The organism is Pontibacter sp. GD13, from assembly GCF_058216355.1.
In genome coordinates this window covers 39,485-64,482 of record NZ_JBYZMQ010000012.1, presented here as the reverse complement: position 1 = coordinate 64,482, position 24,998 = coordinate 39,485, and the positions used below count along the sequence as shown (strand labels likewise).

At 34.6% G+C, this 24,998-nt stretch carries 22 protein-coding genes and 1 pseudogene; all 23 read left to right on the top strand.

Annotated features, from left to right (window positions below; genetic code table 11):
• The first annotated feature begins 11 nt into the window (after positions 1-11).
• Entirely contained in the window at positions 12-1,124 is a 1,113-nt protein-coding gene (gene gmd, locus AC4BAN_RS15155) for a GDP-mannose 4,6-dehydratase (RefSeq protein ID WP_490565255.1), read from the top strand.
• Positions 1,125-1,141: 17 nt separating this feature from the next.
• Positions 1,142-2,005, top strand: a complete 864-nt coding sequence (locus tag AC4BAN_RS15150) for an ABC transporter permease (RefSeq protein WP_490565254.1) — start codon at positions 1,142-1,144, stop codon at positions 2,003-2,005.
• A gap of 637 nt (positions 2,006-2,642) precedes the next feature.
• A complete protein-coding gene (locus tag AC4BAN_RS15145; protein WP_490565253.1) occupies positions 2,643-3,935 on the top strand; it encodes an ABC transporter ATP-binding protein in 1,293 nt (430 codons plus the stop codon).
• The gene (locus AC4BAN_RS15140) at positions 3,920-5,137 is read left to right on the top strand and encodes a glycosyltransferase family protein (RefSeq protein WP_490565252.1); all 1,218 of its coding nucleotides are present in this window, start codon (positions 3,920-3,922) and stop codon (positions 5,135-5,137) included. Before AC4BAN_RS15145 ends, AC4BAN_RS15140 begins: the two co-directional genes overlap by 16 nt.
• Complete coding sequence (locus AC4BAN_RS15135) at positions 5,134-6,147, top strand: glycosyl transferase (RefSeq protein ID WP_490565251.1); 1,014 nt, start codon at positions 5,134-5,136, stop codon at positions 6,145-6,147. Before AC4BAN_RS15140 ends, AC4BAN_RS15135 begins: the two co-directional genes overlap by 4 nt.
• A gap of 15 nt (positions 6,148-6,162) precedes the next feature.
• The gene (locus tag AC4BAN_RS15130) at positions 6,163-6,936 is read left to right on the top strand and encodes a glycosyltransferase family 2 protein (RefSeq protein ID WP_490565250.1); all 774 of its coding nucleotides are present in this window, start codon (positions 6,163-6,165) and stop codon (positions 6,934-6,936) included.
• A 28-nt stretch (positions 6,937-6,964) separates the two neighbouring features.
• Entirely contained in the window at positions 6,965-8,146 is a 1,182-nt protein-coding gene (locus AC4BAN_RS15125) for a glycosyltransferase family 4 protein (RefSeq protein ID WP_490565311.1), read from the top strand.
• 36 nt (positions 8,147-8,182) lie between these two features.
• The gene (locus AC4BAN_RS15120) at positions 8,183-9,178 is read left to right on the top strand and encodes a glycosyltransferase family 61 protein (protein ID WP_490565249.1); all 996 of its coding nucleotides are present in this window, start codon (positions 8,183-8,185) and stop codon (positions 9,176-9,178) included.
• Positions 9,179-9,439: 261 nt separating this feature from the next.
• Entirely contained in the window at positions 9,440-10,408 is a 969-nt protein-coding gene (locus tag AC4BAN_RS15115) for a nucleotide-diphospho-sugar transferase (protein ID WP_490565248.1), read from the top strand.
• 200 nt (positions 10,409-10,608) lie between these two features.
• On the top strand, positions 10,609-11,406 hold the full coding sequence (locus tag AC4BAN_RS15110) for an FkbM family methyltransferase (protein WP_490565247.1): 798 nt from the start codon (positions 10,609-10,611) through the stop codon (positions 11,404-11,406).
• Between the two features lie 3 nt (positions 11,407-11,409).
• A complete protein-coding gene (locus tag AC4BAN_RS15105) occupies positions 11,410-12,195 on the top strand; it encodes a DUF5672 family protein (RefSeq protein WP_490565246.1) in 786 nt (261 codons plus the stop codon).
• Positions 12,188-13,186: a glycosyltransferase family 2 protein gene (locus AC4BAN_RS15100; protein ID WP_490565245.1), complete on the top strand. Its 999-nt coding sequence runs from the start codon at positions 12,188-12,190 to the stop codon at positions 13,184-13,186. Before AC4BAN_RS15105 ends, AC4BAN_RS15100 begins: the two co-directional genes overlap by 8 nt.
• Positions 13,187-13,189: 3 nt before the next feature.
• Positions 13,190-14,395 (top strand): glycosyltransferase family 4 protein, encoded by a 1,206-nt coding sequence (locus tag AC4BAN_RS15095; RefSeq protein ID WP_490565244.1) that lies wholly within the window; start codon positions 13,190-13,192, stop codon positions 14,393-14,395.
• Between the two features lie 35 nt (positions 14,396-14,430).
• Entirely contained in the window at positions 14,431-15,579 is a 1,149-nt protein-coding gene (locus AC4BAN_RS15090) for a glycosyltransferase (protein ID WP_490565243.1), read from the top strand.
• 125 nt (positions 15,580-15,704) lie between these two features.
• Complete coding sequence (locus tag AC4BAN_RS15085; RefSeq protein WP_490565242.1) at positions 15,705-16,535, top strand: glycosyltransferase family 2 protein; 831 nt, start codon at positions 15,705-15,707, stop codon at positions 16,533-16,535.
• 99 nt (positions 16,536-16,634) lie between these two features.
• Positions 16,635-17,657: a glycosyltransferase gene (locus AC4BAN_RS15080; RefSeq protein WP_490565241.1), complete on the top strand. Its 1,023-nt coding sequence runs from the start codon at positions 16,635-16,637 to the stop codon at positions 17,655-17,657.
• A gap of 197 nt (positions 17,658-17,854) precedes the next feature.
• A pseudogene (locus AC4BAN_RS15075) lies at positions 17,855-18,541 on the top strand (FkbM family methyltransferase).
• A 2-nt stretch (positions 18,542-18,543) separates the two neighbouring features.
• On the top strand, positions 18,544-19,779 hold the full coding sequence (locus AC4BAN_RS15070; RefSeq protein WP_490565240.1) for a glycosyltransferase family protein: 1,236 nt from the start codon (positions 18,544-18,546) through the stop codon (positions 19,777-19,779).
• 259 nt (positions 19,780-20,038) lie between these two features.
• Positions 20,039-20,839, top strand: a complete 801-nt coding sequence (locus tag AC4BAN_RS15065) for an FkbM family methyltransferase (RefSeq protein WP_490565239.1) — start codon at positions 20,039-20,041, stop codon at positions 20,837-20,839.
• Between the two features lie 85 nt (positions 20,840-20,924).
• Complete coding sequence (locus tag AC4BAN_RS15060; RefSeq protein WP_490565238.1) at positions 20,925-21,695, top strand: DUF1647 domain-containing protein; 771 nt, start codon at positions 20,925-20,927, stop codon at positions 21,693-21,695.
• 57 nt (positions 21,696-21,752) lie between these two features.
• Positions 21,753-22,574 (top strand): O-fucosyltransferase family protein, encoded by an 822-nt coding sequence (locus AC4BAN_RS15055; protein WP_490565237.1) that lies wholly within the window; start codon positions 21,753-21,755, stop codon positions 22,572-22,574.
• Positions 22,575-23,813 (top strand): glycosyltransferase family protein, encoded by a 1,239-nt coding sequence (locus AC4BAN_RS15050; protein ID WP_490565236.1) that lies wholly within the window; start codon positions 22,575-22,577, stop codon positions 23,811-23,813.
• A gap of 65 nt (positions 23,814-23,878) precedes the next feature.
• Complete coding sequence (locus tag AC4BAN_RS15045; protein WP_490565235.1) at positions 23,879-24,985, top strand: glycosyltransferase family 4 protein; 1,107 nt, start codon at positions 23,879-23,881, stop codon at positions 24,983-24,985.
• Positions 24,986-24,998: the final 13 nt, after the last annotated feature.

Sequence of the window (24,998 nt, the reverse complement as noted above, 5' to 3'; positions counted from 1 at the left end):
AAAATTTGATAATGAAGACAGCCCTTATAACCGGAGTAACAGGACAGGACGGCGCTTATTTAGCAGAATTACTTTTAAGCAAAGGTTACAAAGTACATGGCGTGAAGCGTCGTAGCTCCATGTTCAACACCGATCGCATCGACCACCTGTACCAGGATCCGCACGAGAAGAACATCCATTTCAAGCTGCACTACGGCGATTTAACTGACTCTACAAATATTATCCGGATCATTCAGGAAACGCAGCCGGACGAGATCTACAACCTGGCCGCCATGAGCCATGTAAAGGTAAGTTTCGATACCCCGGAATACACAGCGAACGCCGACGGTTTGGGCACGTTGCGCATCCTGGAAGCTATTCGTATTCTGGGTTTAGAGAAAAAGACCAGGGTTTATCAAGCCTCCACTTCAGAACTTTACGGTTTAGTACAGGCAGTTCCACAAACAGAAACAACGCCTTTTTACCCGCGCTCTCCTTATGCTGTGGCTAAACTTTATGCTTACTGGATCACGGTGAACTACAGAGAGGCTTATGGCATGTTCGCTACAAACGGTATCCTGTTTAACCATGAGTCTCCGTTGCGTGGCGAAACCTTCGTAACCCGTAAGATCACTAGAGCCGCCAGCCGTATTGCCATGGGCCTGCAGGACGATCTGTTCTTAGGTAACCTGGACGCCAAGCGTGACTGGGGCCATGCCAAGGATTATGTAGAAGCTATGTGGCGCATTCTGCAGCAGGACGAGCCGGAAGATTTCGTGATCGCGACAGGCGTGACGACTACAGTGCGTGATTTTGTTAAAATGTCTTTCGCAGAAGTTGGCATTGAACTTGAGTTTAAAGGTGAAGGTATTGAGGAAAAAGGATATGTGGTTTCTTGCTCCAACCCCGAGTATCAAATAGAGGTAGGCAAGAACGTGGTTTGCGTGGACCCTAACTATTTCCGCCCTACGGAAGTGGAACTGTTGATCGGAGATGCCACCAAATCCAGAACGAAGCTGGGCTGGGAGCCAAAGTATGACTTAAAGGCCCTTGTGAAAGACATGATGCAGGCAGACGTAGAACTCTTCAAACGTGATACTTATTTAATGGAAGGTGGCCATAGGGTCTTGAATTACCATGAATAAAAGCTTAGATTTGCTTTATGCAAACGAAGTATAAAGAAGATGAAGAATGGGACTTGGTTATCGAACCTAAGTCCCATTTTTTTGACCTTAAACTGAAAGAACTCTGGAAGTACAGAGACCTGCTGGTCTTGTTTGTAAAACGAGATTTTAAGGCTCAATACAAGCAAACAATTTTAGGCCCACTCTGGCACTTCATACAGCCTATTTTTACCACTGTTGTTTTCCTTGTAGTTTTTAGCAATATCGCCAACATACCCACCGACGGCATCCCACCCATACTTTTCTATTTAAGTGGTATCACCATCTGGAACTACTTCTCCAGCTGCCTGACCGGAACATCAAATACTTTTGTAGCCAATGCCGGTATTTTCGGCAAAGTATACTTTCCGAGACTGATCATACCCTTATCTACTGTACTGTCTAATCTTGTTAAATTTGGGATTCAGTTCCTGATGCTTTTCACGTTGTTAGTATATTATGCAACTCAGGGTGTAACATTTACCCTTGGCTGGGCCTTACTGCTTTTGCCTGTGCTCTTACTTTTACTGGCAGGACTTGGGTTAGGACTTGGGATAATTATCTCTTCCCTCACAACCAAGTACCGGGACTTCACGGTACTGATCGGCTTTGCGGTGCAGCTCCTAATGTACGCTACGCCTGTGGTATACCCGCTTTCCTTTTTAGCGCATAAAAGTTATCGCTGGTTTATCATCTGGAATCCCCTGACCCCCATAGTAGAAGTTTTCCGCTTTGCTTTATTTGGCCAGGGAACTGTTTCTGCCGCTTCTATGCTTTATAGCTTTGGATTTATGCTGGTTGTTTTACTTATTGGCCTGATAACCTTCAGCAAAGTAGAACGCACGTTTATGGATACGGTTTAAGTTGTGTTTATGCGCTTAATACAGATTAGAAGCTGACTTTATGCAAGAGAAGACTGGTGAAATGCAAGTGCATAAACAAACTTTCTACAGGATATAAAAATCAACTTCATTATATTTAACTCAAGATGCGGTTTACTAAATGTGTTGAAATATAACCCACCCCTAACCCCTTCCAAGAGGGGAATTAAAATTACGCCTGTAGAAAACCCCCTCCTCGGAGGAATTAGGGGTGGGTTTTCAGCAACAGGTATTCATCCGGTTTTGTAAATCGCAAATGAATTATTCAAAACAAGAGCCAGTTTTGGTTTATGAATTAGAGAAAGGGGCAAATGAAATTGTGCACGACAAAAACAGGCTGGAATGTATAAAGGAATATCTGTTATGAAAAATAGTGATGTATCGAAACTACGGAATGATATAATGGAGGGGATGAAGCTCTCATCAGAGAAGTTGAAAGCTCTTAAAAAGCAATTGAGAAGAACCATTGTGATAAGCGAAAAATGGTGTGATAAAAGAAATAGGAGCAAAGGATTTGAGTTAAAAAGCATCACAGCGCTAATCTTGTAGGTCATATGCAGGAATCTTGTAGGTCATATGCAGGGTTGTTGGATACTCTTGAAATTACCAGAAATACCAAATGTCAGATACCGTTATAAAAGTAGAGAACCTGAGTAAGCAGTATCGCTTGGGCGAAGTAGGAACCGGCACGTTTGCCCACGACCTGAACCGCTGGTGGCACTTGGTGCGCGGCAAAGATGACCCTTATCTCAAAATTGGTGAAGAAAATAACCGCAGCACCAAAGGCAACAGCGATTACGTCTGGGCACTAAAAGACATTAACTTTGAAGTAAAGCAAGGGGAGGTATTGGGCATTATCGGCAGAAACGGAGCCGGTAAATCTACTCTGCTCAAAATATTAAGCCGCACCACCACCCCTTCAACAGGGGCTGTAAAAATCAAAGGGCGCGTTGCCAGTTTACTGGAAGTAGGTACTGGTTTTCATCCCGAGCTAAGCGGAAGGGATAACATTTACCTGAATGGTGCCATCCTTGGTATGACGAAATATGAAGTATTTAGAAAACTTGATGAGATTATAAATTTTTCTGGAGTTGAAAGATACATAGATACTCCTGTTAAACGATATTCTTCCGGTATGTACGTTCGATTAGCCTTTGCTGTTGCTGCTCACTTAGATCCAGAGATATTGATTGTAGATGAAGTATTAGCTGTTGGTGATGCTGAGTTTCAGGCGAAAGCATTAGGAAAGATGCAGCAGGTTAGTGCTGGTGAAGGAAGAACTGTACTTTTTGTAAGTCATAATTTGTCATCCATTAATAAACTGTGTTCTAGTGGCATATTAATGAATCATGGTAGAATAGTAAAGACGGGCTCAATTACTACTATTCTCGATGAGTACTCTGCTTATGGCAAAAAGGATTATGGTTCATTAACATTGAATAGAGAAATAGAGAAAGCAGATATCACAAAAAAATTAATTATTACTTCCATTAAAGTTATTAATATAAATGGGCAGGAACAAAAAGAGTTCAGTAGTAATGATGATTTGTATGTCGAAACTTCTTTTGAAATACTTCATGAAGGAAAAGGGTATAATGTGGGATTTGAACTATGGAGTGTGAGGCATGATTGCATATTTTCTTCTAAAATTTGGGACGAAAATCCTAGTGAGTTGCGATCTAGAATTTGGAAAAAAGGGACTTACATTTACAGAACACAATTACCTATTTATCTGTTAAAAGATGGCCATTATTTTATTTATGCCGCTGCTGCTATACCTTCTGAAGTAATGCTTGATGTATTTCCTGGTGAAGTGGGTTTTAAGTTAAACGATTTTAATAGTCCCTTATTTATTACAGGTGAAGGTAGAAATGGTACTATTATTCCTGTTTTGAAATGGCAAAAGCTATAGACTTGCGGCAGTTAGTAAAGCAATTTTACATAAGGTTTAGACGCCTATTCTACAAAACATCTAAATATAGTAAAAGAGATTGCGTTTATGATGGACTTGTGCCCTTTAATATATTTGATTCCTCTTTCAGTAAAAGAGCATTGGTTTCTTTTATTACCCATCCCTACAGAACTAGAGAAAAATCTTTAGCACACACTAATTCATTTGAATGTATTACCATTTGTGAATTGCTGCATGAATTAGGATATATAGTTGACATAGTTGATTATAATGACTACAACTTTGAATCACAGTATGAATATAATGTAGTTACTGGAGCTGGAGAACCTGTAGAGCAAATGCTCCAAAGGTTTGAAAGCAAAAAATTTAAATTACTACTTTATAGAAATGGATGTGACACTAGTTTTTCTGACCAAGCTTCTTTGAAAAGAGTAGAGCAAGTTTGGAAAAAAAAAGGTCTATTACCATTTAGCTCTGCTAGGGTCAATCGAGAATCATGGAGAATGCAGATTAGATTTGCAGATTTGATTATCGCTTTGGGAAATTCTTTTGTAGCAGATACTTATAAAAATGAAACTTCTGGACATATAAAAAATATTAATTTATTTTATTACGATGTTGGAAGTATAAATTTGAAGGAAAAAGATTACATCAATAATAAAAATAATTTTCTTTGGTTTGGAAGCCGGGGTGCTGTCCATAAAGGTTTAGATATTGTCTTAGACTTTTTTAAAACTTATACTATCGGTAATTTATACATCTGTGGCTTACATTCTGCGGAGGTAAGTTTTATAGAAGCGTATAGTGAAGAGTTGAAAATGGATAATATTTTTAATCTTGGTTTTGTATCTCTTACCTCTCCAAAGTTTTTTGAATTAATGTATAAATGTTGTGCCGTTATTGCACCTTCTGTTTCAGAAGGTGGAGGTGGTGGGATTTTGAATGTATTAGCTGCTGGTGGTCTTATACCAATAGTAACAAAAAATATTGGAGCTAACTTCAATAATGATGAGATTCAAATACATGATTTCTCTACAGATGGCATAGAACAGGCAATCTATGAATATCAGAATCTTTCCATAAGTGATATGCAAGACAAATCGGCACGTTTAATAAATTACATTAGAAATAATAATAGCCAGCAGGGTTATAAAAGTAATTTAAAGAAAATATTCATTGAAGCTCTTAATGATATATCGTGAATTTAGTTTTTACAATTTGCTCAAATAATTATTTAGCGCAAGCTAAAACTCTCATTGATTCAGTTCACATTCATCATTCAGACTTTAAAATTGTTATTGGCTTGGTAGATGAATTAATACCTGATGTTGATTATTCTTTTTTTCATCCCGCTGTTATAGTTCCGGTTGAACAGATAGGCCTTGCAAATTTGCCAGCACTTTGTAACAAATACAATATAGTAGAACTGAATACAGCTGTTAAAGCTAGTTACTTTAAGTTTTTAGCAGCAAACTTTGAATGTGATAATGTTATCTACTTCGATCCAGATATAAAGGTCTTTTCACCACTGACAGATATAATTAATCGTTTAAAATCCAGCGATATACTTTTAACACCCCATATTCAGACTCCTATCCCTCAGGATGGTTATAAACCTCAGGAAAGTAATTTTCTAAACTATGGCATATATAATTTAGGTTTTATCGCACTTAATATGATGAGCGGCAGTGTACTGGATTTTTTGAACTGGTGGGAAGAAAGAACGCTAACATTAGGGTTCAACAGGGTGAGCGAAGGACTCTTTGTTGATCAATTGTGGATTAACCTTGTTCCATTGCTATTCAATAATGTTGAGATATTGAAGGAATATGGTTATAATATGGCCCCCTGGAACCTACATGAAAGAAGAATAACAGGCTCTACTTCCTATGGCTATTCACTCAATGATGCATCAGACTTGGTGTTCTATCATTTTAGTTCGTATAGTTTTAAATCACCTACTTTGCTTTGTAAAGAATACTATAATAGATTTAGCCTTGAAGGGAGGTCAGATCTGATTGATCTATACCAATCTTATCAAAAAGATTTGATGGCAAATAAGGTGGTAATATTTTATAAAGAAAGTTGCAGATTATTAAAACAGTTGGAGGAATCTTCTCAACCTGTTGAAGCCAATAAGTCAAATATGGCAAAAGTGGTCTTAAAGGATATAGTTCCACCTTTTTTTTATAGGCTAAAAAAGTTAGTGTAAACAATCAAGTAAATTGTGACGAAGTCTCCTGTTGTTAGCATAATTACAGTCTGTAAGAACCCTGGAAAACTACTACTACCAACATTAAAAAGTGTGGCAGAGCAAACTTATAAGAAAATTGAATATATCATCATAGACGGAAATTCAACTGATGAGACAGTTAATATCTGTAAGCAATGGAAGAGCATAGTATCTACATTTGTATCTGAAGATGATAATGGCTTATATGATGCCATGAATAAAGGTATTAGACATGCTTCAGCCGACTTAATCCTATTTTTAAATGCAGGTGATCACTTTGTCTGTTCTTATTCATTAGAAGCATTTATATCTAAAATAAATGTAGGAGAAGCAGATGTTTTTTATGGTAAAATTGTTTGGGTTGATACTATCAATAATCATGTTATTAATTCTGATCACGGTCATATTAAAGATAAGATTCAATTAAAAAATGATAATTTTCCTCATCCTGCTACAATCTATAACAGAGCTTCATTTATAAAATATGGTATGTTTGATTTATGTTTTCCTATTCTAGCTGATTACGAATGGAATTTAAGAGCACTTATAAGGTCAAATGCTAAATTCAAATATGTTGATTCGCTTATTACAACATTCTATACAGGAGGAGTTTCAACAAATGAAATTTTTAAAAGTAAAAAAGAAAAAGAAATAACAACATTGCAGTATTTATATTTTTCAAACAGTCAGCTAGTCAAAAAAATAAAATTCATAGAATTTAGATCTCTGCTGAAGAGTTGTAGTAGCAGAAAGCTTAATAAAATTTAAACTTCGGATATTCAAATTTTATTTTTTGATGTACTCAAAATTGAATATATGTATTGTTCATCCTAATAAGGATGTGTATTCAGAAACATTTATTAAAAATCATATATGTTACCTACCTGGTAATATTTTTCCTGTTAATGGTCCTGGATTACCCGAATTTGATGTGTCTAATATTAGGCTTCAGGATATATACTTCAAGAAAGGCAAACTTAAAAACTTTCTTAGAAAAGCTGTTAAACTTTTACCAGCTTTTCTTTTCAACAGAGCACCCGCCTATATCTCAGGTTTACCAAGAACAGACTTTAAACTTCAAAAAAAAGCTTTTCAGTCTTATCTAGTAACAAATAAAATTGATGTAGTATTAGCTGAATTCATGCTTAAGGGCATTGTAGTAATGGAAGCTTGCAAGGAATTAGATATTCCTTTAGTTGTACATACGCATGGAGGTGGTGATATTATTCAGAATAAGCATGCGGAAGTTTATAAAAAAGATTTTGATAGACTCTTTGAAATCGCAACAAAGATAATTTCTGTCGATAGCTTTTCTACTGCGCAGCTGCTAAAAGCGGGATTGCCGAAAAGCAAATTAGTCGAATTGAGGTATGGTATAAATTTAAAATTATTTAAGTTAACTAAACCATCTCTTAACGAAGATATATTTTTTTGTGTAGGCAGGTTCACAGATAAGAAAGCTCCATACTTAACAATTTTAGCATTTAATGAGGTACAAAAACAATACCCCAATGCTAAGCTTGTGATGGGGGGCATTGGCGTTCTCCTGGATTGCTGCATTCAGCTGGTAAAAGCTTTGAAGATACAAGATAAAGTCGAATTTACTGGAGTGTTAACAAACGAGGAAGTCTCTCAAAAAATGGATAATTGTAGAGCTTTTGTACAGCATTCTATCCATACTAGTAACAATGATTCTGAAGGTACACCAGTAGCGGTCATAGAAGCGATGGCGAAAGGTTTACCTGTAATATCTACCAATCATAACGGTATATCTGACGTCATTAAGCATGGACATACTGGATTACTGTGTGATGAATTAGATTATAAAGGTATGGCTGAAAATATGATAAGTGTCCTACAGAATCCAGCATTTGCTGATATCATTGGTACTAACGCACATGATCAAGTTGAAGAAAGCCTAAGTATTGAGATAATAACTGAAAAGTTACATAATATACTGTTAAAAGCTGTTAGTTAAATAAAAAATACATTTCTATTATTTCATCCTATAGTATTGAAATTAGTTAGAAAACTTCCGGTTAATTATTGCGCAGAAGATGCGAGCATATTTTTTCATGAGGTTGAAAAAGAGATTCCACTACCTGAGATTTTAGAATTAAAAAACATCGTGGTAGACGGTTCTTTACGTTTGTTAACTGTAGGGGATCTTCTTCCAGAAAGCGCTAAGTATCATATGCTTACATTTTCATACAGATCGAAATGGCATTTGCTATTTAATTTTTTGAGAAAGGTGCAAAAAAGAAAAGCTCATGTATCAGATAATAATACTTGTATGATTAGTGATGCTTGGAGTTACGGTTATTTTCACTGGTTGCTAGATTCATTGCCTAGGTTGTTTTTGATACTGGAAAATGCACAAAGAGATGGAATAGTACTGGCTTCAGAAGCAGCAAAATACCAATTCATTAAAGATAGCCTTTCCTTTTTTGGCATTACTAAGGTTACTTACCTAAAAGAAAGCCATTACTATTTCTTTAGGAAAATTACTTTTCCTAAACATTTAGCTTTAACAGGCAATTATAATGAGCAAATATTACAAAGGCTTAGAGAAGTTCTTTTAAGTAAAATTGACCTCTCGGTAGGTAGTAGAAAAATATATATTAGCCGAAGTAGAGCCTCGCGTAGAAAAATTCTAAATGAGATTGAGCTAGAAAGTATACTAGAGGTTGAAGGTTTTGATAAAGTATTTTGTGAAGAAATGAGTTTTATGGAGCAGTTAGAATTATTCAGCCAAACAAAATATTTGATTTCTAATCATGGGGCAGGCTTAACAAATATGTTGTTTATGCAACAAGGTAGTAATGTAATGGAATTAAGAGCTGTTAATGATAATCATAATAATTGCTATTTTTCTTTGGCGTCAGCTTTGGGCTTGAATTATTACTACTATATGTGTAATAAAGAAAACGTTGATGAAGATTCACATACTGCTAATTTGATTGTTGATATAGAACAACTTGAGGTAATTGTTAAAAGAATGAGTAAATAGATTTTAATTTAATTGTAATAGCCACTACTTGACCTTACACTACTGCTAACAATAGTAGCAGAAGGCTTACAGTTTCATTTTTCTTTCGCAACCCCTCCATAATTTAGTGTGAGGGGATTACGAAAGTAAAATGTTAAGTGGAGCATGTCAGGTAAACTATTGTTCTATGCCAGAGAATGTCAGCTTACATCCTGATTATTTCAATTTTAATACTTACTCTTATTACTTTTTTATTACTTAATCTTTTATTGATTAAATATTATGTATAACACACCAATTTTGTTTTTAATATTTAATCGCCCTGATACTACAACTAAAGTGTTAAAGCAAATTGCAAAAATAAAACCAAAAAAGCTGTATGTAGCAGCTGATGGACCTAGATTACATAAATTAGATGAAGAAAACCTTTGTACTGCTACGAGGGCAGTAATTCAAACCTATGTCACATGGGATTGTGAAGTAAAATACCTTTATAGAACCCGCAATTTGGGCTGTAAACTAGCTGTTAGTGGCGCAATAGATTGGTTTTTTGAACAAGAAGAGTTAGGTATTATACTTGAGGATGATTGTTTGCCATCTGTTTCTTTTTTTTATTTCTGCCAAGAAATGCTTATTCGGTATCAATACAATGAAGACATCATGTCAGTGAATGGATGTAATTTTGGTTACGATTATAATAAAACATCCTATTTTTACTCAAGAATGATGAATGTATGGGGGTGGGGTACTTGGAGAAGAGTAGCTAATAATGTAAAATATGATATTGATGAGTGGCAAACACTGAATCAGCAAACTTTTATTAGAAGTAGATTAAAGGATAGTATTTTTGATTACGATTTAAAATGGTTTAAATATTGGGAAAGCGTTTTTAACTTTTTAGTTGATAATAAATATGATACATGGGATTACCAATGGGTATTTTATCAGTTATTATGGAGAAAAAAGAGTATAATATCTTCACAGAATTTAATTAAAAATATTGGCTTTGGCGAGTATGCCACACATACAAAATCTATAAATCATGTTGCTGCAAATTTAGAGGTGAATAAACTTGAATTTCCATTAATTCATACAAATAACTTTAGAATAAATTATAATTACGAAAAAGATATACTTAAACCTTTGTATTTGAAAGAAAGTTTTCAAAATTTCTTTTATTTTAAAATAGCTATAAAAAAAATTTTTATAGTTAAGTGGTTTATGAAATTAAGAAATGCACTCAAAAGCTAAAATATTATAGACGGTATGTTAATAAATATTTTATAAACTATCTTAATGATATAATCTTTAATAATGCTGTACTATACAATGAAGGTATTATCTTAGCCTAAGATCTTTTTTTATCATGATATAAAACAGGTTCTAATAAACCCTGCTTTTATATATTTTATTCTTGCAAATTATTCATTCTCAATAATATAATTGGAAAAATGAAAATAAAAAAGTCATTACAATATGTCTATAAAAATTATGTTTCTAAAAGAAGGAAAGTACACTGCGAAGAAAAGAGACTAAAAAGCTTAGAAAGATTTACACCTGGTGAGTCTGACCTTTTTGGAGACTCTATTAAGTTTTGTGATGCGGTTACTTTTCTATATGGCGGTAGTGAAATATTATTTAAAGAAATTTATAAATTTTGTACTGATACAAAATCACCTTACATAATTGATTGTGGTTCAAATATCGGTCTTAGTATTATATATTTTAAAAGAATTTTCCCTAATAGTTTAATTCGTGGTTTTGAACCAGATCCTAACATATTTAAAGTTCTTGAGAAGAATATTCAAAGTCTAGAACACAAAGATGTTATATTAGAACAAAAAGCAATATGGATTCATAATGATGGGATAAGTTTTAGTTCTGAGGGTGGATTCTCTGGTCGAATAGCATATGAAAAGGACATAAACGAACTAATAAATGTGCCTTCTCAAAGGTTGAAAGATCTTTTAAATGAAAAGGTTGATTTGTTAAAAATTGATATAGAAGGAGCTGAAAATGAAGTCTTTTTTGATATTGAATCATCTTTAAATAACGTTAACAAATTATTTATAGAGTACCATTCATATGCTACTAAACCTCAGAAGTTGCATGATATTTTGAGGGGAATACAAAACAGTGGGTTTAGATATCACATTACTGAAGCTTTCAATAGAACTAGGCCATTTATTGATAGAGAAACTATGGTTAACATGGACTTACAAGTAAATATATTCGCCTACAGAGATTGAAAAATGGAACTTGTAGCAATTGTAATTCCTCTATACAAGTCAAGTATAAGTGAGTTTGAACAGATTTCTTTAAATCAATTAATTAAAGTTCTGCCAAACTATCCTATTTTCTTTGTACATCCTATAGGTTTAAATATAAGTAGTTATAAAAAAAGGTTTATAGAGAATGGATTAAACTTTGAATCTGTATATTTTGAACCCGATTTTTTTGTTTCTACGGATAGTTATAATCATTTACTTCTTAGCATTGATTTCTTTTCTTCCTTTTCTTCCTTTGAGTTTATATTAATTTATCAGCTTGACGCTTTAGTTTTGCAAAACAAGTTGGAATATTGGACTCAACAAAATTATGATTATGTTGGAGCTCCATGGTTTAAAATTAAATGGCAAAATTATAATTATATAAACACAAAGTTACCAATATGGGCAAGGTATAGTTGTCTTATGAGATTGTTAATGAATAAAGATGGATTAGTTGGTAATGGTGGTTTTTCTCTAAGAAAAGTAAGTTCTCATATTGAAATGTTAGAAAAGTATAAGTTAATTATTCCTCATCTAAATTTTAATGAAGATGTTTTCTGGGCAAAGTTTGTATCTTCTAGAGAGAAAAATTTTAGAATACCTTTGAGTAGTGAAGCTGTATACTTTTCATTTGAAACTTCACCATCTGAGTGTTTAAAATTTACAAGAGGGGACTTGCCCTTTGGCTGCCATGCCTGGTATCATAAGGATAATATAGAGTTCTGGAAACCTCATCTCAAAATATTAGGTTATAAAATAGATGATTAATCTACCTAAGATTACAATAATTACTCCATCCTATAATCAAGGTAATTTTATTGAACAAACTATACAGTCAGTTATAAATCAAAACTATCCTAATCTAGAATATATCATTATCGACGGTGGAAGTACAGATTGTACAGTTGACATAATCAAAAGGTACAAGAGCAAAATTAGTTATTGGATAAGCGAGCCTGATCAAGGACAAACAGACGCCATCAATAAGGGTTTTGCTAAAAGCACAGGTGATATCTTCAACTGGTTGAACAGTGATGACTATTATGAAAGTAATACCCTTTGGAAAGTCGCTGAAGCTTTTTCTAAAAATTCTGACGTGCATGTTGTATGTGGAAAGGAATGGGCGTTCGAAGATGGTGTTGCTGATAAAAAAGTTCTACACTATGGATCAATTATTAAACCTAACTTAGAAGAAACAATTTTAATAGGCATCATAGATCAACCATGTACTTTTTTTAGAAGATCTGCTGTAGAGTCATTTTTTCCATTGAATGTTTCGCTTCAGTATGTAATGGACAGGGAGTTGTGGTGGAGCTATTTATTAAAATTTGGACAATCAGGAATAATTCAAACAAATGATATTTATACTTATTTTAGATTACATCTAAAATCTAAATCTATTGCTGAAAGCGAAGGATTTGATGAAGAATTTAATAAACTTAGATTGTCCTTGTTGAGTCAGCTAAATGCTCCGTCCATACTTACTGATCAGATCAAAGTAAATCATGATGAATATATCAAATACTGGGACATTAATGCTGTTAACACTACTGCACTTTTAGCAGAGTTCGCCTTGCATTATGCTACCAAATGTTATGTTAAAAATAATATTCAATCAACAGCAGCATTAATGCATTATGTAAAGTCTCTGAAAGGATTCAAGATGAAAAAGAAGCAGTGGGATTTGTGGCTAAAAACAAATGTAGTACCGCAGAGCTACTTAATGAAGTTGAAGCAAATAAAAAAATACATTCAGTAGTTTATGCGTATTGCTTTTATCACGTACGAATACCCCTCTTATGTTGGCTTAGGAGGCATCGGTACTTATACAAAACAAGTAGCTCACGCATTAAAACAAGAAGGTTTAGATGTTACTGTATTTTGTGGAAGTTTTATGCATGATAGCACATTAGATGAACATGGAGTGAAAGTGATTTGTGTCAAGTGTGATGATCCATACACTTTCAAAAAAAATATTACTAAACCATTTTTAGAGCAACATCATTTACTACCTTTTGATTTAATAGAGTCCCCTGAAATTCATGGAAATGCTGAAGAGATAAAGAAAGCATTACCTTTCTTACCACTAATTGTAAGACTTCATGCCCCCAACTATCTTATTGAAAAGTTAAAAAAAGCCTACACGCCTCTTAAAACAAAGTTGCGATTCGTAGCGGGTGCATTAAAAAGAGGAAAATGGGACTTGGGATTTTGGCGCAAAAATGATTATTTATCTGATTTAGATTATCAGTTTGTAAAATTAGCTGATGCAATTGTAGCACCCTCAAATGCGATGAAAAACTGGGCTATTATAAACTGGAAACTTCAAAAGGAGACTATAAAAGTTTTACCTAACATCTTCATGCCTAATAATGATTTTTTGTCTATCCCAAGACCGTCTTCCAGCAAAGTAGTCGTTTTCTTTGGTAGACTGAATGTATTGAAAGGTATGGTTGATGCGACAAAAGCTATGAAGCTTTTTCTATCCCGAAACCCAGACTGGTCCTGGAAAATCATCGGGAATGATGGTCCTTCACATAAACAGAACTTGAGTATGAGAGAGTGGATGCATCAACAGTTAATAGGTGTTGCTCATCAGGTAGAGTTTATGGACGGCATGGCTTACGAGCAAATTCCTGCTGAACTTGCTCGAGCTGATTTTGCTTTGCTGCCAAGTCTTTTTGAAAGCTTTTCATACACATGTAAAGAAGCACTAGCAGCAGGTTTACCTGTAGTTGGTAGCAAAATAGGTGGCATGGCTGACATGATAACTTCAGATAAGTTTGGCCTTTTGATTAATCCAATGTCTGCGAAGCAGATATATAAAGCTGTTACTAAACTTGCTTTACAACCTGGTCTTGACCAAAAACAATTATCATGCAGACGAATTGTTATTAATGAAGAAGACAGCTTAGTTCATAACTATATTACCTTCTACAAAAAAGTTATTAATAGAAAAGTTAAATAAATAAATTAACTGTCAACTGTTCTCATAAAAGCTAAATGATGAAAATAGCATTTGTCTCATTAATGGGAGGTTTGCCGTGGGGTGGGAGTGAAGCACTATGGAGTACTACTGCAAGCTATGCTTTACAAACAGGAGACTCTATATTAGCTTCTGTGTATAAGTGGGACAAGCTACCAGAAGCACTGGTCAGGCTCCAAGATAAAGGTGCTAAGATACACTTTAGAGATAAACATAATCCTTCTGCAAATGTAATTCGAAAGGTACTTACTGCTCTAAAATCCCGAATACCTATGTTAGATACAGGGTATAACAAAATCATTAATTTTGCGCCAGATATAGTTTTGATTAGTCAGGGTGATAATTTTGATCTTGCTATACACCATAAAAGGCTGTACCATTTACTACGTCAGAACAATATTCCATACTCGCTCGTTTGCCATAGCCATGCGCAATATAGTGATATACCAAATTCATATATTTTTCCTGAAGCCGTTGACATTTTTAGAAATGCAATTCATGTTTTGTTTGTATCTAAAAGAATGAAGGAAATTACGGAAAGGAAATTGTGCTTAAATTTGACCAACGCCTTCATTACTTGGAATCCATTAAACTTACCTAATTATGATTATGTACATTATCCTACTTCCAGAGAGATAAATTTTGCTATAGTAGGTTCTTTAACAGCAAGTAAAGGTCATGATACCCTTTTTAAAGTATTATCAGATAATAAGTGGAAAAGTAGGGACTGGTATTTAAATATTTATGGAAGTGGTTATGGTCGTGACTATTTAGAAAAGCTCGCGGAATTTTATTCTATAAAAAATAAGATCTGTTTTCATGGATATACAAAAGACATTCAGGAGGTCTGGAAAAAAAACAATATTTTACTTATTCCATCAGCAACAGAAGGCATGTCTATATCTCTTGTTGAAGCCATGATTTGTGGAAGAACGTCTGTCGTAACAGATGTTGGAGGTAACGCTGAGTTGGTAACTGAAAACGAAACAGGTTTTATTGCAGAGGCTCCCACTGTATCTTCATTCGCTAATGCGATGGAACGAGCATGGCTGAAAAGAGAAATGTGGCTGTACTATGGTAAAAAATCAAGAGATAAAGTACTAGGTGTGGTAGATCTCCACCCTCACATTACTCTTCATGGAATGTTAAAAAACATTTTTTACTAGTTTAAAAAATTTCATAGAGAAAGCAATATTTATGTTTAAATAATTATTTTTGAAATATCTACTGAGATTGTTAGAGATATACGATACTTCATCTCTTCAATTAACCTAGTTTTACATCTATTGCTATGTCTCTTCCCATTATTAGTGTACTAATGACTTCCTATAACCGGGAAAAGTATATCGCGGAGTCTATTGAAAGTGTTTTAGTCTCTACCTTTAGAGATTTCGAATTGATAATTGTTGATGACTGTTCTACCGACAATACTTTTGATATAGCACTTTCTTATCAACAAAAGGATCAAAGAGTAAGGTTGTATAGAAATGACAAAAACTTAGGCGACTATCCAAATAGGAATAAGGCTGCAAGTTATGCAGTAGGCAAATATTTAAAATATCTGGACTCAGACGATTTAATAATAGCAGAAGGGCTTAGTAAATTTTACTTTGCTATGGAAAAGCATCCTGACGCTGCTTTCGGTCTCTCTCATGATAGCTTATATGCTTTAGGTACAACTCCAATCAAGAGCGGAAGGGAAATTTATAAAGAATATTTTGATGGTAGAGGTATTCTTAATTGTGGCCCTTCATGCGCTATCATCAGAACTGATAATTTTCGAAATTTAAACGGATTTCCTGAAAAACGCTTTATTGGTGACACTGCTTTTTGGTTGTTATTAGCGAAAAGTCATTCAATGACATTAATACAACCAAGCCTCATACACTGGCGCAGACATCCTGAACAAGAATATTCAAAAGGTACAACTGACACTGATTATGTTGTTCTGAGGTATAAGATGCATTGTCAAATAATTATAGATATGGCTTCTCCTATCCCTTTCTATAGTAGAGCAAGATACTTATTTAATCAACATAAATTGCTTTTTAACAATTTAATAAGAGCTTATAAAGTAAATATAGCTCAGGGTAATTTATTGCTATATAAGCTTATCAATTAGATGGTACTGTATAATTATGATTCATACTATTGAATAAATGGAATATAGCAAACTCTTCTATATTATATAATTTATATAGACAATTCCTTTAAAATTATCATGAAAATACTTCTCGTAATGGATCCAGGTATACTTGTGCCGCCGCAAGGTTACGGAGGGCATGAACGGCTGGTATATATGTTTGCGAAAGAGTACCAACAGCTTGGACATGAGGTTCATTTGTTAGTTACAACGGGTTCGCTAGTAGAAGGATGCGTGATGCATCCTTTTGGAAAAGAAGGTTTTCCACCTAAAAAGTGGGATGCGAGAAAAGCTATTCCGGTAGCATGGAGGTTTTTATGGAAGCACCATGTAGATTTTGACCTGATTCATAACTTCGGTCGGTTGGTGTACCTGTTGCCTATTCTGAATCAGAATGTAAAAAAAATTATGACTTATGGCCGTGAAATCAGCAAAAGAAATATTAGTTTGATTAACATGCTGCCAAATAGGAATATTGTTTTTACTGGCTGCAGCAATGATTTAGTTTCCAGAGGTAATGTGGCGGGTAATTGGAAGACAGTTTATAACGCCATTCCATTTTACAATTACTCCTTGAATACTGCAGTTGAAGAAGATGCTCCACTTATATTTCTGGGTAGATTAGAAAAAGTGAAAGGCTGCCACACTGCTATTAAAGTTGCTAAAGTTACAGGAAATAAATTAATTATTGCTGGTAATGTATCACCATTGCCAGAAGAATTGGAGTATTTTAAAAAAGAGATTGAGCCTTTTATTGACAATAATCAGATTGTTTACATCGGACAGGTAAATGATAAACAGAAGAACGATTATCTTGGAAGGGCAAAAGCATTGTTGTTTCCTATAGAATGGAATGAACCATTTGGGATGGTAATGGCTGAAGCAATGGCTTGTGGCACTCCTGTAATTGGATTCAATAGAGGGTCTGTGCCTGAAGTTATTAAGGATGGTTTGACAGGTTTTGTAGTTAATAATTTTGTTGAAATGGTAAATAAGGTTTCTAAAATAAAGAGCATTGATCGGAGAATCTGTCGTTCAATTGCTGCCCAGCGATTTGATGTATCGGTGGTTTCAAATAAGTATTTAAGCCTGTTTGACTAAGAATTAAATGCAATATAAAAATGGCACTAAATTCTCTACGCTTTCTGTTTAAAGCGCCCTATAATAAAAATTACCCTGTAGCTGCACTGTGGCGTTTTCTTACATGGTAATCTATTAAGCTTCTGAAATTAGAAGGAATTAAATATAAATTCTGGGGCAAAAGGTTCCTGTATTAGAATCACGATTCTTTTCAGAGTATGTGGCTGATGTATAACTACTTAGTGGATTGGGTAGAATTTAATCTTATAAGCAAATACATCAAAGAAGATGATCATGTTGCGGATATAGGAGCTAACATGGGCTTTTATAGCATATGGATGTCAATTTTTGTTTCTAAGCTTGGCAAGATACACTCATTTGAACCCGATCAGAAGAATTATAAAAGACTTCAAGAAAATTAGAAGCAAATAATCTGCAAAACATAATTATATCAGATAATGTGGTAGTAATTGATTATGATGGTAAACTTTAATTTTACTACAGGATTAGATGGAGAGAATCATATTTCACCTCAATTTAAGAAAGGAATGATACAAATTAATTCAATAAAATTAGATAATTATGTTAAGCAGATTAATATTAGCTATTTTACTTATGTTAAGATAGATGTTGAGGGCTTTGAGTATAATGTTCTAAAAGGAGCCCAGCAGCTGTTAGCCGACAAGTTAATTCATATTTTACAGTTGGAAATAAATCAGGCTGTAAAAAACTCAGGTGTAAGTATTAACAGTTTATTACAATTATTAAGCTTGTATAACTATACTCTCTGTAAATATGATGTGGTTGCAAACGAATTACTACCTATAGGCTTTACAAAGGAAAGAGAGAACTATTTCGCAGTTTATGATCTTTTGCTGGCTAATAAAAGATTGCAAGCATTTTAGTGATGAAGCAGCATCTTCTTCTCATCTCTTCAGGCCAGCCCTCCGCCAATCCTCGTTTAGTAAAAGAGGCTGTTGTTTTAGACCAGGCAGGTTATAATGTTACGGTTATCTATGTGCCGATCTCTCCCTGGGCAGATACTTTCGATAAGCAGTTATTTCAGAAACATCCCCGAATTAGCTTTATACAGGCAGGCTACCATCCTCTTCAGCATAAAAACCTTTATAAATGGGCCCGAATGAGGCGGAAGGTGCTTTTTGGTATCTTTGGAAAGGTTGGCGATATTCTGAATTTAGCAGACTACAGTACCATTTTGTTTGGGCAGGAACTACTGAAGACAGCGAAGCAACATAAAGCCGATCTATACATTGCACATAATTTAGGAGCTTTACCGGTAGCTGTTAAAGCAGCTGATTTTCATAACGCTAAGGTAGGCTTTGATGCTGAAGATTTTCATAGAGGAGAGTTTGAAACGGATAGTACGGAGAATAGACTAACTACATTGATTGAAAACAAATACTTTCCTAAAGTAAATTATCTCACCGTTGCCAGTCCTTTAATTGGAGAGGCATATAAATGTTTATTTCCGGAGCTCAAGCCTGTTATTATCAACAATGTTTTTCCTTTAAGCAGATTAAGACATATTTATGCCAAAGAGAATACAGCCGGGTTGCGCCTGTTCTGGTTCTCTCAAACGATAGGACGAAATAGAGGAATAGAACAGGTTGTTAAGGCTATGGGATTACTAAAGGGAGAGCAAGTAAAGCTTACTCTTTTAGGTAATCTTTCTTCTGATATGCAGGATTATATACTACAGACTGCGAAGGAAGCGGCGTTATTGCCGGATCTAATCACATTTATAGCTCCTGTACCTGAAGAGGAACTCTTTAATATTGCAGTAACACATAATATTGGTATTTGTTCGGAATTACCCTATTGTTTGAACAGAGAATATTGCCTAACTAACAAAATATTTACTTATTTAATAGCTGGGAACGCTTTAGTGCTATCCGACACAAAAGCGCAACTTGAATTTTTAGAAGCCAATCCTGGAATAGGCTCTGTGTATAAGAACGGGGATTCGGAAAGTTTAGCCAAAGTGTTCAAAAACTATATCCAGAACCCTGCGCTGTTAAAACTGCACAAAGAGAATTCAAGGAATCTAGCAGAAATCAAATATAACTGGGAATTAGAAAGTAAAAGGTTCTTAAATATGGCGGAAAGAATAATCCAAGTCTAGGAGAATTTAACAATTACTAAAGCCTTATGATAGGAAATAAAAATATCCTTATTCATAAGGTAATTGCATGTAACAAAAATGATCACTATTTAACTAAAAAATCCGTTGACAGCATTCGTTTTTTATGATAATGTTACGGTTTATTCAATGGGAACTATTAAAAAAGTTAGAAATAATGCACGGGTTTGAAGTATGTGTAAATATATCTAATATAAGTGCTTAATCTTAATTATGTTTTTTAATAATAAAAAGAATTTGTATGAAACACCATTTAATTCAATACTTAAAAAAAAATCTTGGAGCGACTATTTATTCTTTTATTTATGAGAAAGCATTGTTTTTAATAAATAATCAAAAATTTAAGTTAGATAAACAGCTTGTAAATTCAAGAATAGCTTTTTACTCGTCTTTTATTGATGAAAAAAGCTTAGTATTTGATATTGGCGCTAATGAAGGAAATAGAATTCTACCATTTCTTGCTTTGAATGCTAAAGTTGTTGCAGTAGAACCTCAGAAAGAATGTTGTAAATTATTAAAACTAAAATACAGGGATCGAATAACAATCATTCAAAAAGGATTAGGTGCTAAAGTTGAAACAAAGCAACTTTTTAAGACCAAGTATTCTGTTTTAGCAACATTTTCAAATGATTGGATTGATACAGTTGCTCCAAATAGATTTAAAATTAATTATGATAGAGTAGAACGTGTTGATATGACTACACTTGATGAGTTAATTAAGTTGTATGGCACTCCAGCTTTTGTCAAAATTGATGTTGAGGGTTTTGAATTTGAAGTTTTAAAAGGTCTAAGCTCAGGGTTAAAAATGATCAGCATAGAATATACATTACCTGAGCTTAGAGAAAACCTAATTCAATGTTTGTTGCATCTACATCAAATAGATAAAAGTATTTTAATTAATTATTCCGTTGGGGAAAGTATGTTATGGGCTCTTAAAGATTGGGTAAATTACTATAGCTTTTTGTCACTACTTAAGAATGAAAAGTTTGAAGGCCAAGGATTTGGAGACATATATATTAAAATGGCTTTACTTGAAACTTAGATGTACTTTAATGTAATTTTATTTTAATAAGTTTTACTCCAAATTTAACCCTTTTAAACCATTATTTTTAAAGAATTAGAAAAAAATGTCAAGTATATTCATAAGGCTATTTCTGTTACCTTGTCAAGCTTTAGCATACTTCTTCCTTCGTGATAAAAAGCTTAAAATAATTACAGGTGCAGATAGTAGTCATTTTTATAGTATGCTACAACTAATTAACTCATTAAAAGTATTTGAAAAGGGGAATATTAAAGTTGTGATATATAACTTAGGATTACAAAATCATGAAATAAGTTTATTGGTTTATTTACATCCTGATATTATAATAAAAAATTTTAACTATTCAGATTATCCTGAATATTTTAATATAAAGATTAATTCTGGGCAATATGCATGGAAGCCAGTATTGATTGCAGATGAATATAATACCTTAGAAAGTGGAGAATCCTTATTATGGTTAGATGCAGGTTGTTTTATTAGGAGACAATTGTTACTTATTAGGGCATCTATACAATTTAATGGATTCTATTCCCCATTTTCAGGTGCCTTTATTAAAGAGTGGACTCATCCAAGTACTTTGAAAGCATTAAACTTAATTAGTTTAGGAAATAAGAAAATGCTAAGCGGCGGTTTGATTGGTCTTGCCAATAACAAGCGTAATTTTCAATTAGTATCTGAGTGGACAGAGGCAGCAAGAAACAAATCTATAATTTGTCCTTACGGTAGTAATAAGACTAATCATCGGTACGATCAATCACTTTTATCCCTGTTATTTTATAAAATATACAATACTAGGAGCAACTCTATTCTATCACACAAGTGGTTAGAGGTGTTACCTCACAAGGATTTAAATTAACTTAAATGATTGACATTTAAGTTAATTTATAGTGCAGTAAAGAGAAAAAGATATCAAATGATCTACTTGTTTCCACATTCAGGGCTTGCGAACAGAATAAGAGCCATAATCTCAGGTATTCATCTTGCTGAAGTTCTAGACCAAAAATTAACTATTTTTTGGAAGATAGATAATTCCTTAGGCTGTAATTTTGATGAGCTTTTTGAGTTTAATGAAAGGTTCTTAATAAAGGAACATAGCCTTTTTGCAAAGTTGCTTGATATTGGCAAAAATAAATATGAAGATAAGAATTTAGTTTATAAGTTATTATCTATAGATTTTACTTTATTTGATAACGATTTTCCAGAATATATTTGGAGTAGAGGGAATAATAAGCTTGATATAAGGATTCTACCTAAAAATATAAAAAATTTATACATTTCAACCTGTAATGAATTCTATTTTGACAAAAAGTATCTTGATTATCTAAGACCTACAAATTCTATCAAAACTGGTGTTAATAATGTAACTTCTAATTTTACTTATAAGACTATAGGAGTACATATAAGAAGGACAGACCATTTAGTATCAACAAATGAAAGTCCATTAGATCTTTTTATAAAAAAAATGAGGCAAGAACTCGATTTTGACCCAGAATGCAACTTTTTCTTAGCATCAGATTCACATGAGGTCGAGAATGACATTAAGATGCATTTCCCAAATAAGATAATAACCTACAATAAAGATTACTCTAGAGCATCAGCACAAGGAATTAAAGACGCTATGATAGATTTATATAGCTTATCATGTACTAGTAAAATTTACGGTTCACACTCTAGTTCGTTCTCAGATATAGCTTCTCGTATAGGCTCAATTCCACTAGAAGTTGTTAGCAAATAATTGAAAAACCTTCTCATCATATACCCCCACTGGCCCCCTTCCAATCTTGCAGGAGTTCACCGCCCAAGGCTGATTGCTAACTTTCTCAAAGAATTAAGCTGGCATCCTATAGTATTGACTGTTTCTCCTGAATATTATGAAGAAATACCGGACACGGATATTAGCAAAACAGTAGCTGGAGATATAGAAGTGATCTATGCAAAAGCTTACCGGGTTACTAAACCCAGGGTAATAGGGGATATTGGTTTGCGAGCTTTTCCTTTTTTATGGAAAGTAGCTAAAGAACTGATCAGCACACGTAGAATAGATTTTATCTGGATACCTATTCCATCATTTTATACCTCTCTACTTGGGCGCTTATTGCATGAGAAAACAGCCGTACCTTATGGCATCGATTATATTGATCCTTGGGTGCGGGATATACATAACCGAAAGGACTGGCGCTCTAAACTGAGCTTACAGGTGGCAAAGTGTTTAGAGCCTGTTGCAGTTAAGAAAGCTAGTTTAATTTCAGGAGTCTCTGAAGGGTATTATCGCCCGGTAATACAAAGAAATTTTAAAAACAGGCAAGTGGCTCATGTTGGCATGCCTTATGGCTTTGACTCACGTGATCATAACATCATACTTGAAAACCTTGAATTGCCCTGGTCTTTGAATGACCAACCTTTTGTTTATGCTGGTGCTTTTTTACCTAATTCGCATCTGTTTATAAAAGCTTTATTTAAGGTTATAAAACATAAAGTTGCCCTAGGCCAATGGGATGAACGTCAAAAGTTTTACTTTATAGGTACAGGTGCTTACACCGGAACTACAATACTGGAATATGCAAAGCTGTTCGGTATAGAAAGTTTAGTCTATGAGTACAGAGAGCGATTCCCTTACCTGCATGTTTTAAATTTTTTGTCTGCCGCACATGTAGTGATGACCATTGGCAGCACTGAGAAGCATTATACAGCATCCAAAATTTACCAGGCCCTTCTTAGTAAAAGACCTGTATTTGCGATATTTCATGAAGAAAGCAGTGCTGTAACTGTGCTGGAAGAATGCAATGCCACGCAGTTTTTTTCACGGTACAAGCACACTACTACTAAAGCAGAACTGGAAGCTAGTATAGGAATGAAACTTGACTTACTGACAAAGGAAACTATTGTGTGGCAGCCTGATTTGAATAAGCTGGATAAATATTCTGCCAGGGCTTCTGCGAAAGCATTGGCGGATAAACTAGATGAGGTGGTATGAGCAGGTTGGCAATAATCTCCACTCACCCTATTCAATACAATGCGCCCTTGTTTAAGCTGTTGGCTATGCAGCCGGGATTAGATGTAAAGGTATTTTATACCTTAGGTAAGATTTACAACACGATAAAGGACAAAGGGTTTGGGAAGACCATTACCTGGGATATTCCTTTGTTGGATGGCTATGAACACGAATTCTTAGAGAATACGTCGTCTAGGCCGGGAACTTCTTACTTCAAAGGGGTTGTGAACCCGTTTATCCTGGAGGCCATTGAAGCTTATAAGCCATCAGTTCTGCTGGTGTATGGATGGAGCTTTGACAGCCACTTGAAAGTATTGAGACATTTCAAAAATAGGATTCCCGTTTTCTTTCGGGGTGATTCTACCTTACTGGATGAGACAAAGGGATTTAAGCAAGTGTTGCGGAGGCTGGCGCTAACGTGGGTTTATAAGCATGTAGATAAGGCTTTTCATACCGGCACCCACAACAAACAGTATTTTATAGCACATGGCCTGAAAGAGGAGAACCTGGTTTTTGCACCGCATGCCATTGATAACCATCAGTTTGAAAGCGGGGGAGAGCCGGCTAAAGGAATAAACCATATTCGGGAAACGTTAGGTATTCCAGCTCAAAATACTGTATTTTTATTCATTGGTAAATTTGAGGCTAAAAAATCTCCGCTGCTTTTAGTTAAAGCCTTTAAAAATATACCGCAGCATAACAGCAGCTTGCTGCTGGTAGGAAACGGGCATTTAGAAGAGCTTTTGAAAAAGGAAGCAGCTGGTAATTCCAGCGTTTTTTTCCTCCCTTTCCAGAATCAAACAGCTATGCCGCAAGTGTACAGGGCAGGCGATGTGCTGGTGCTACCATCCGGTGGACCTGGAGAAACCTGGGGCTTGTGTGTGAATGAAGCGATGGCCAGTGGTTTACCCGTTATTGCCAGCACTAAAGTAGGCTGTGCCATCGACCTGGTACGTGAAGGGGTGAACGGCTTTACTTTTGAAGCAGGTTCGCAACCTGATCTGGAAGTTAAATTAGCTGCTTGCACACGCAAGTCAAAAAAGGAATTAAAGGACATGGGCAAAAAATCGAGAGATCTGATACAAGACTGGTCTTTTGCGCATATTTGCCAGGCGATTACATCAGAAGTATTGTCTGCTGCGAAAGAGAGCTAGCATAGGGGATGAA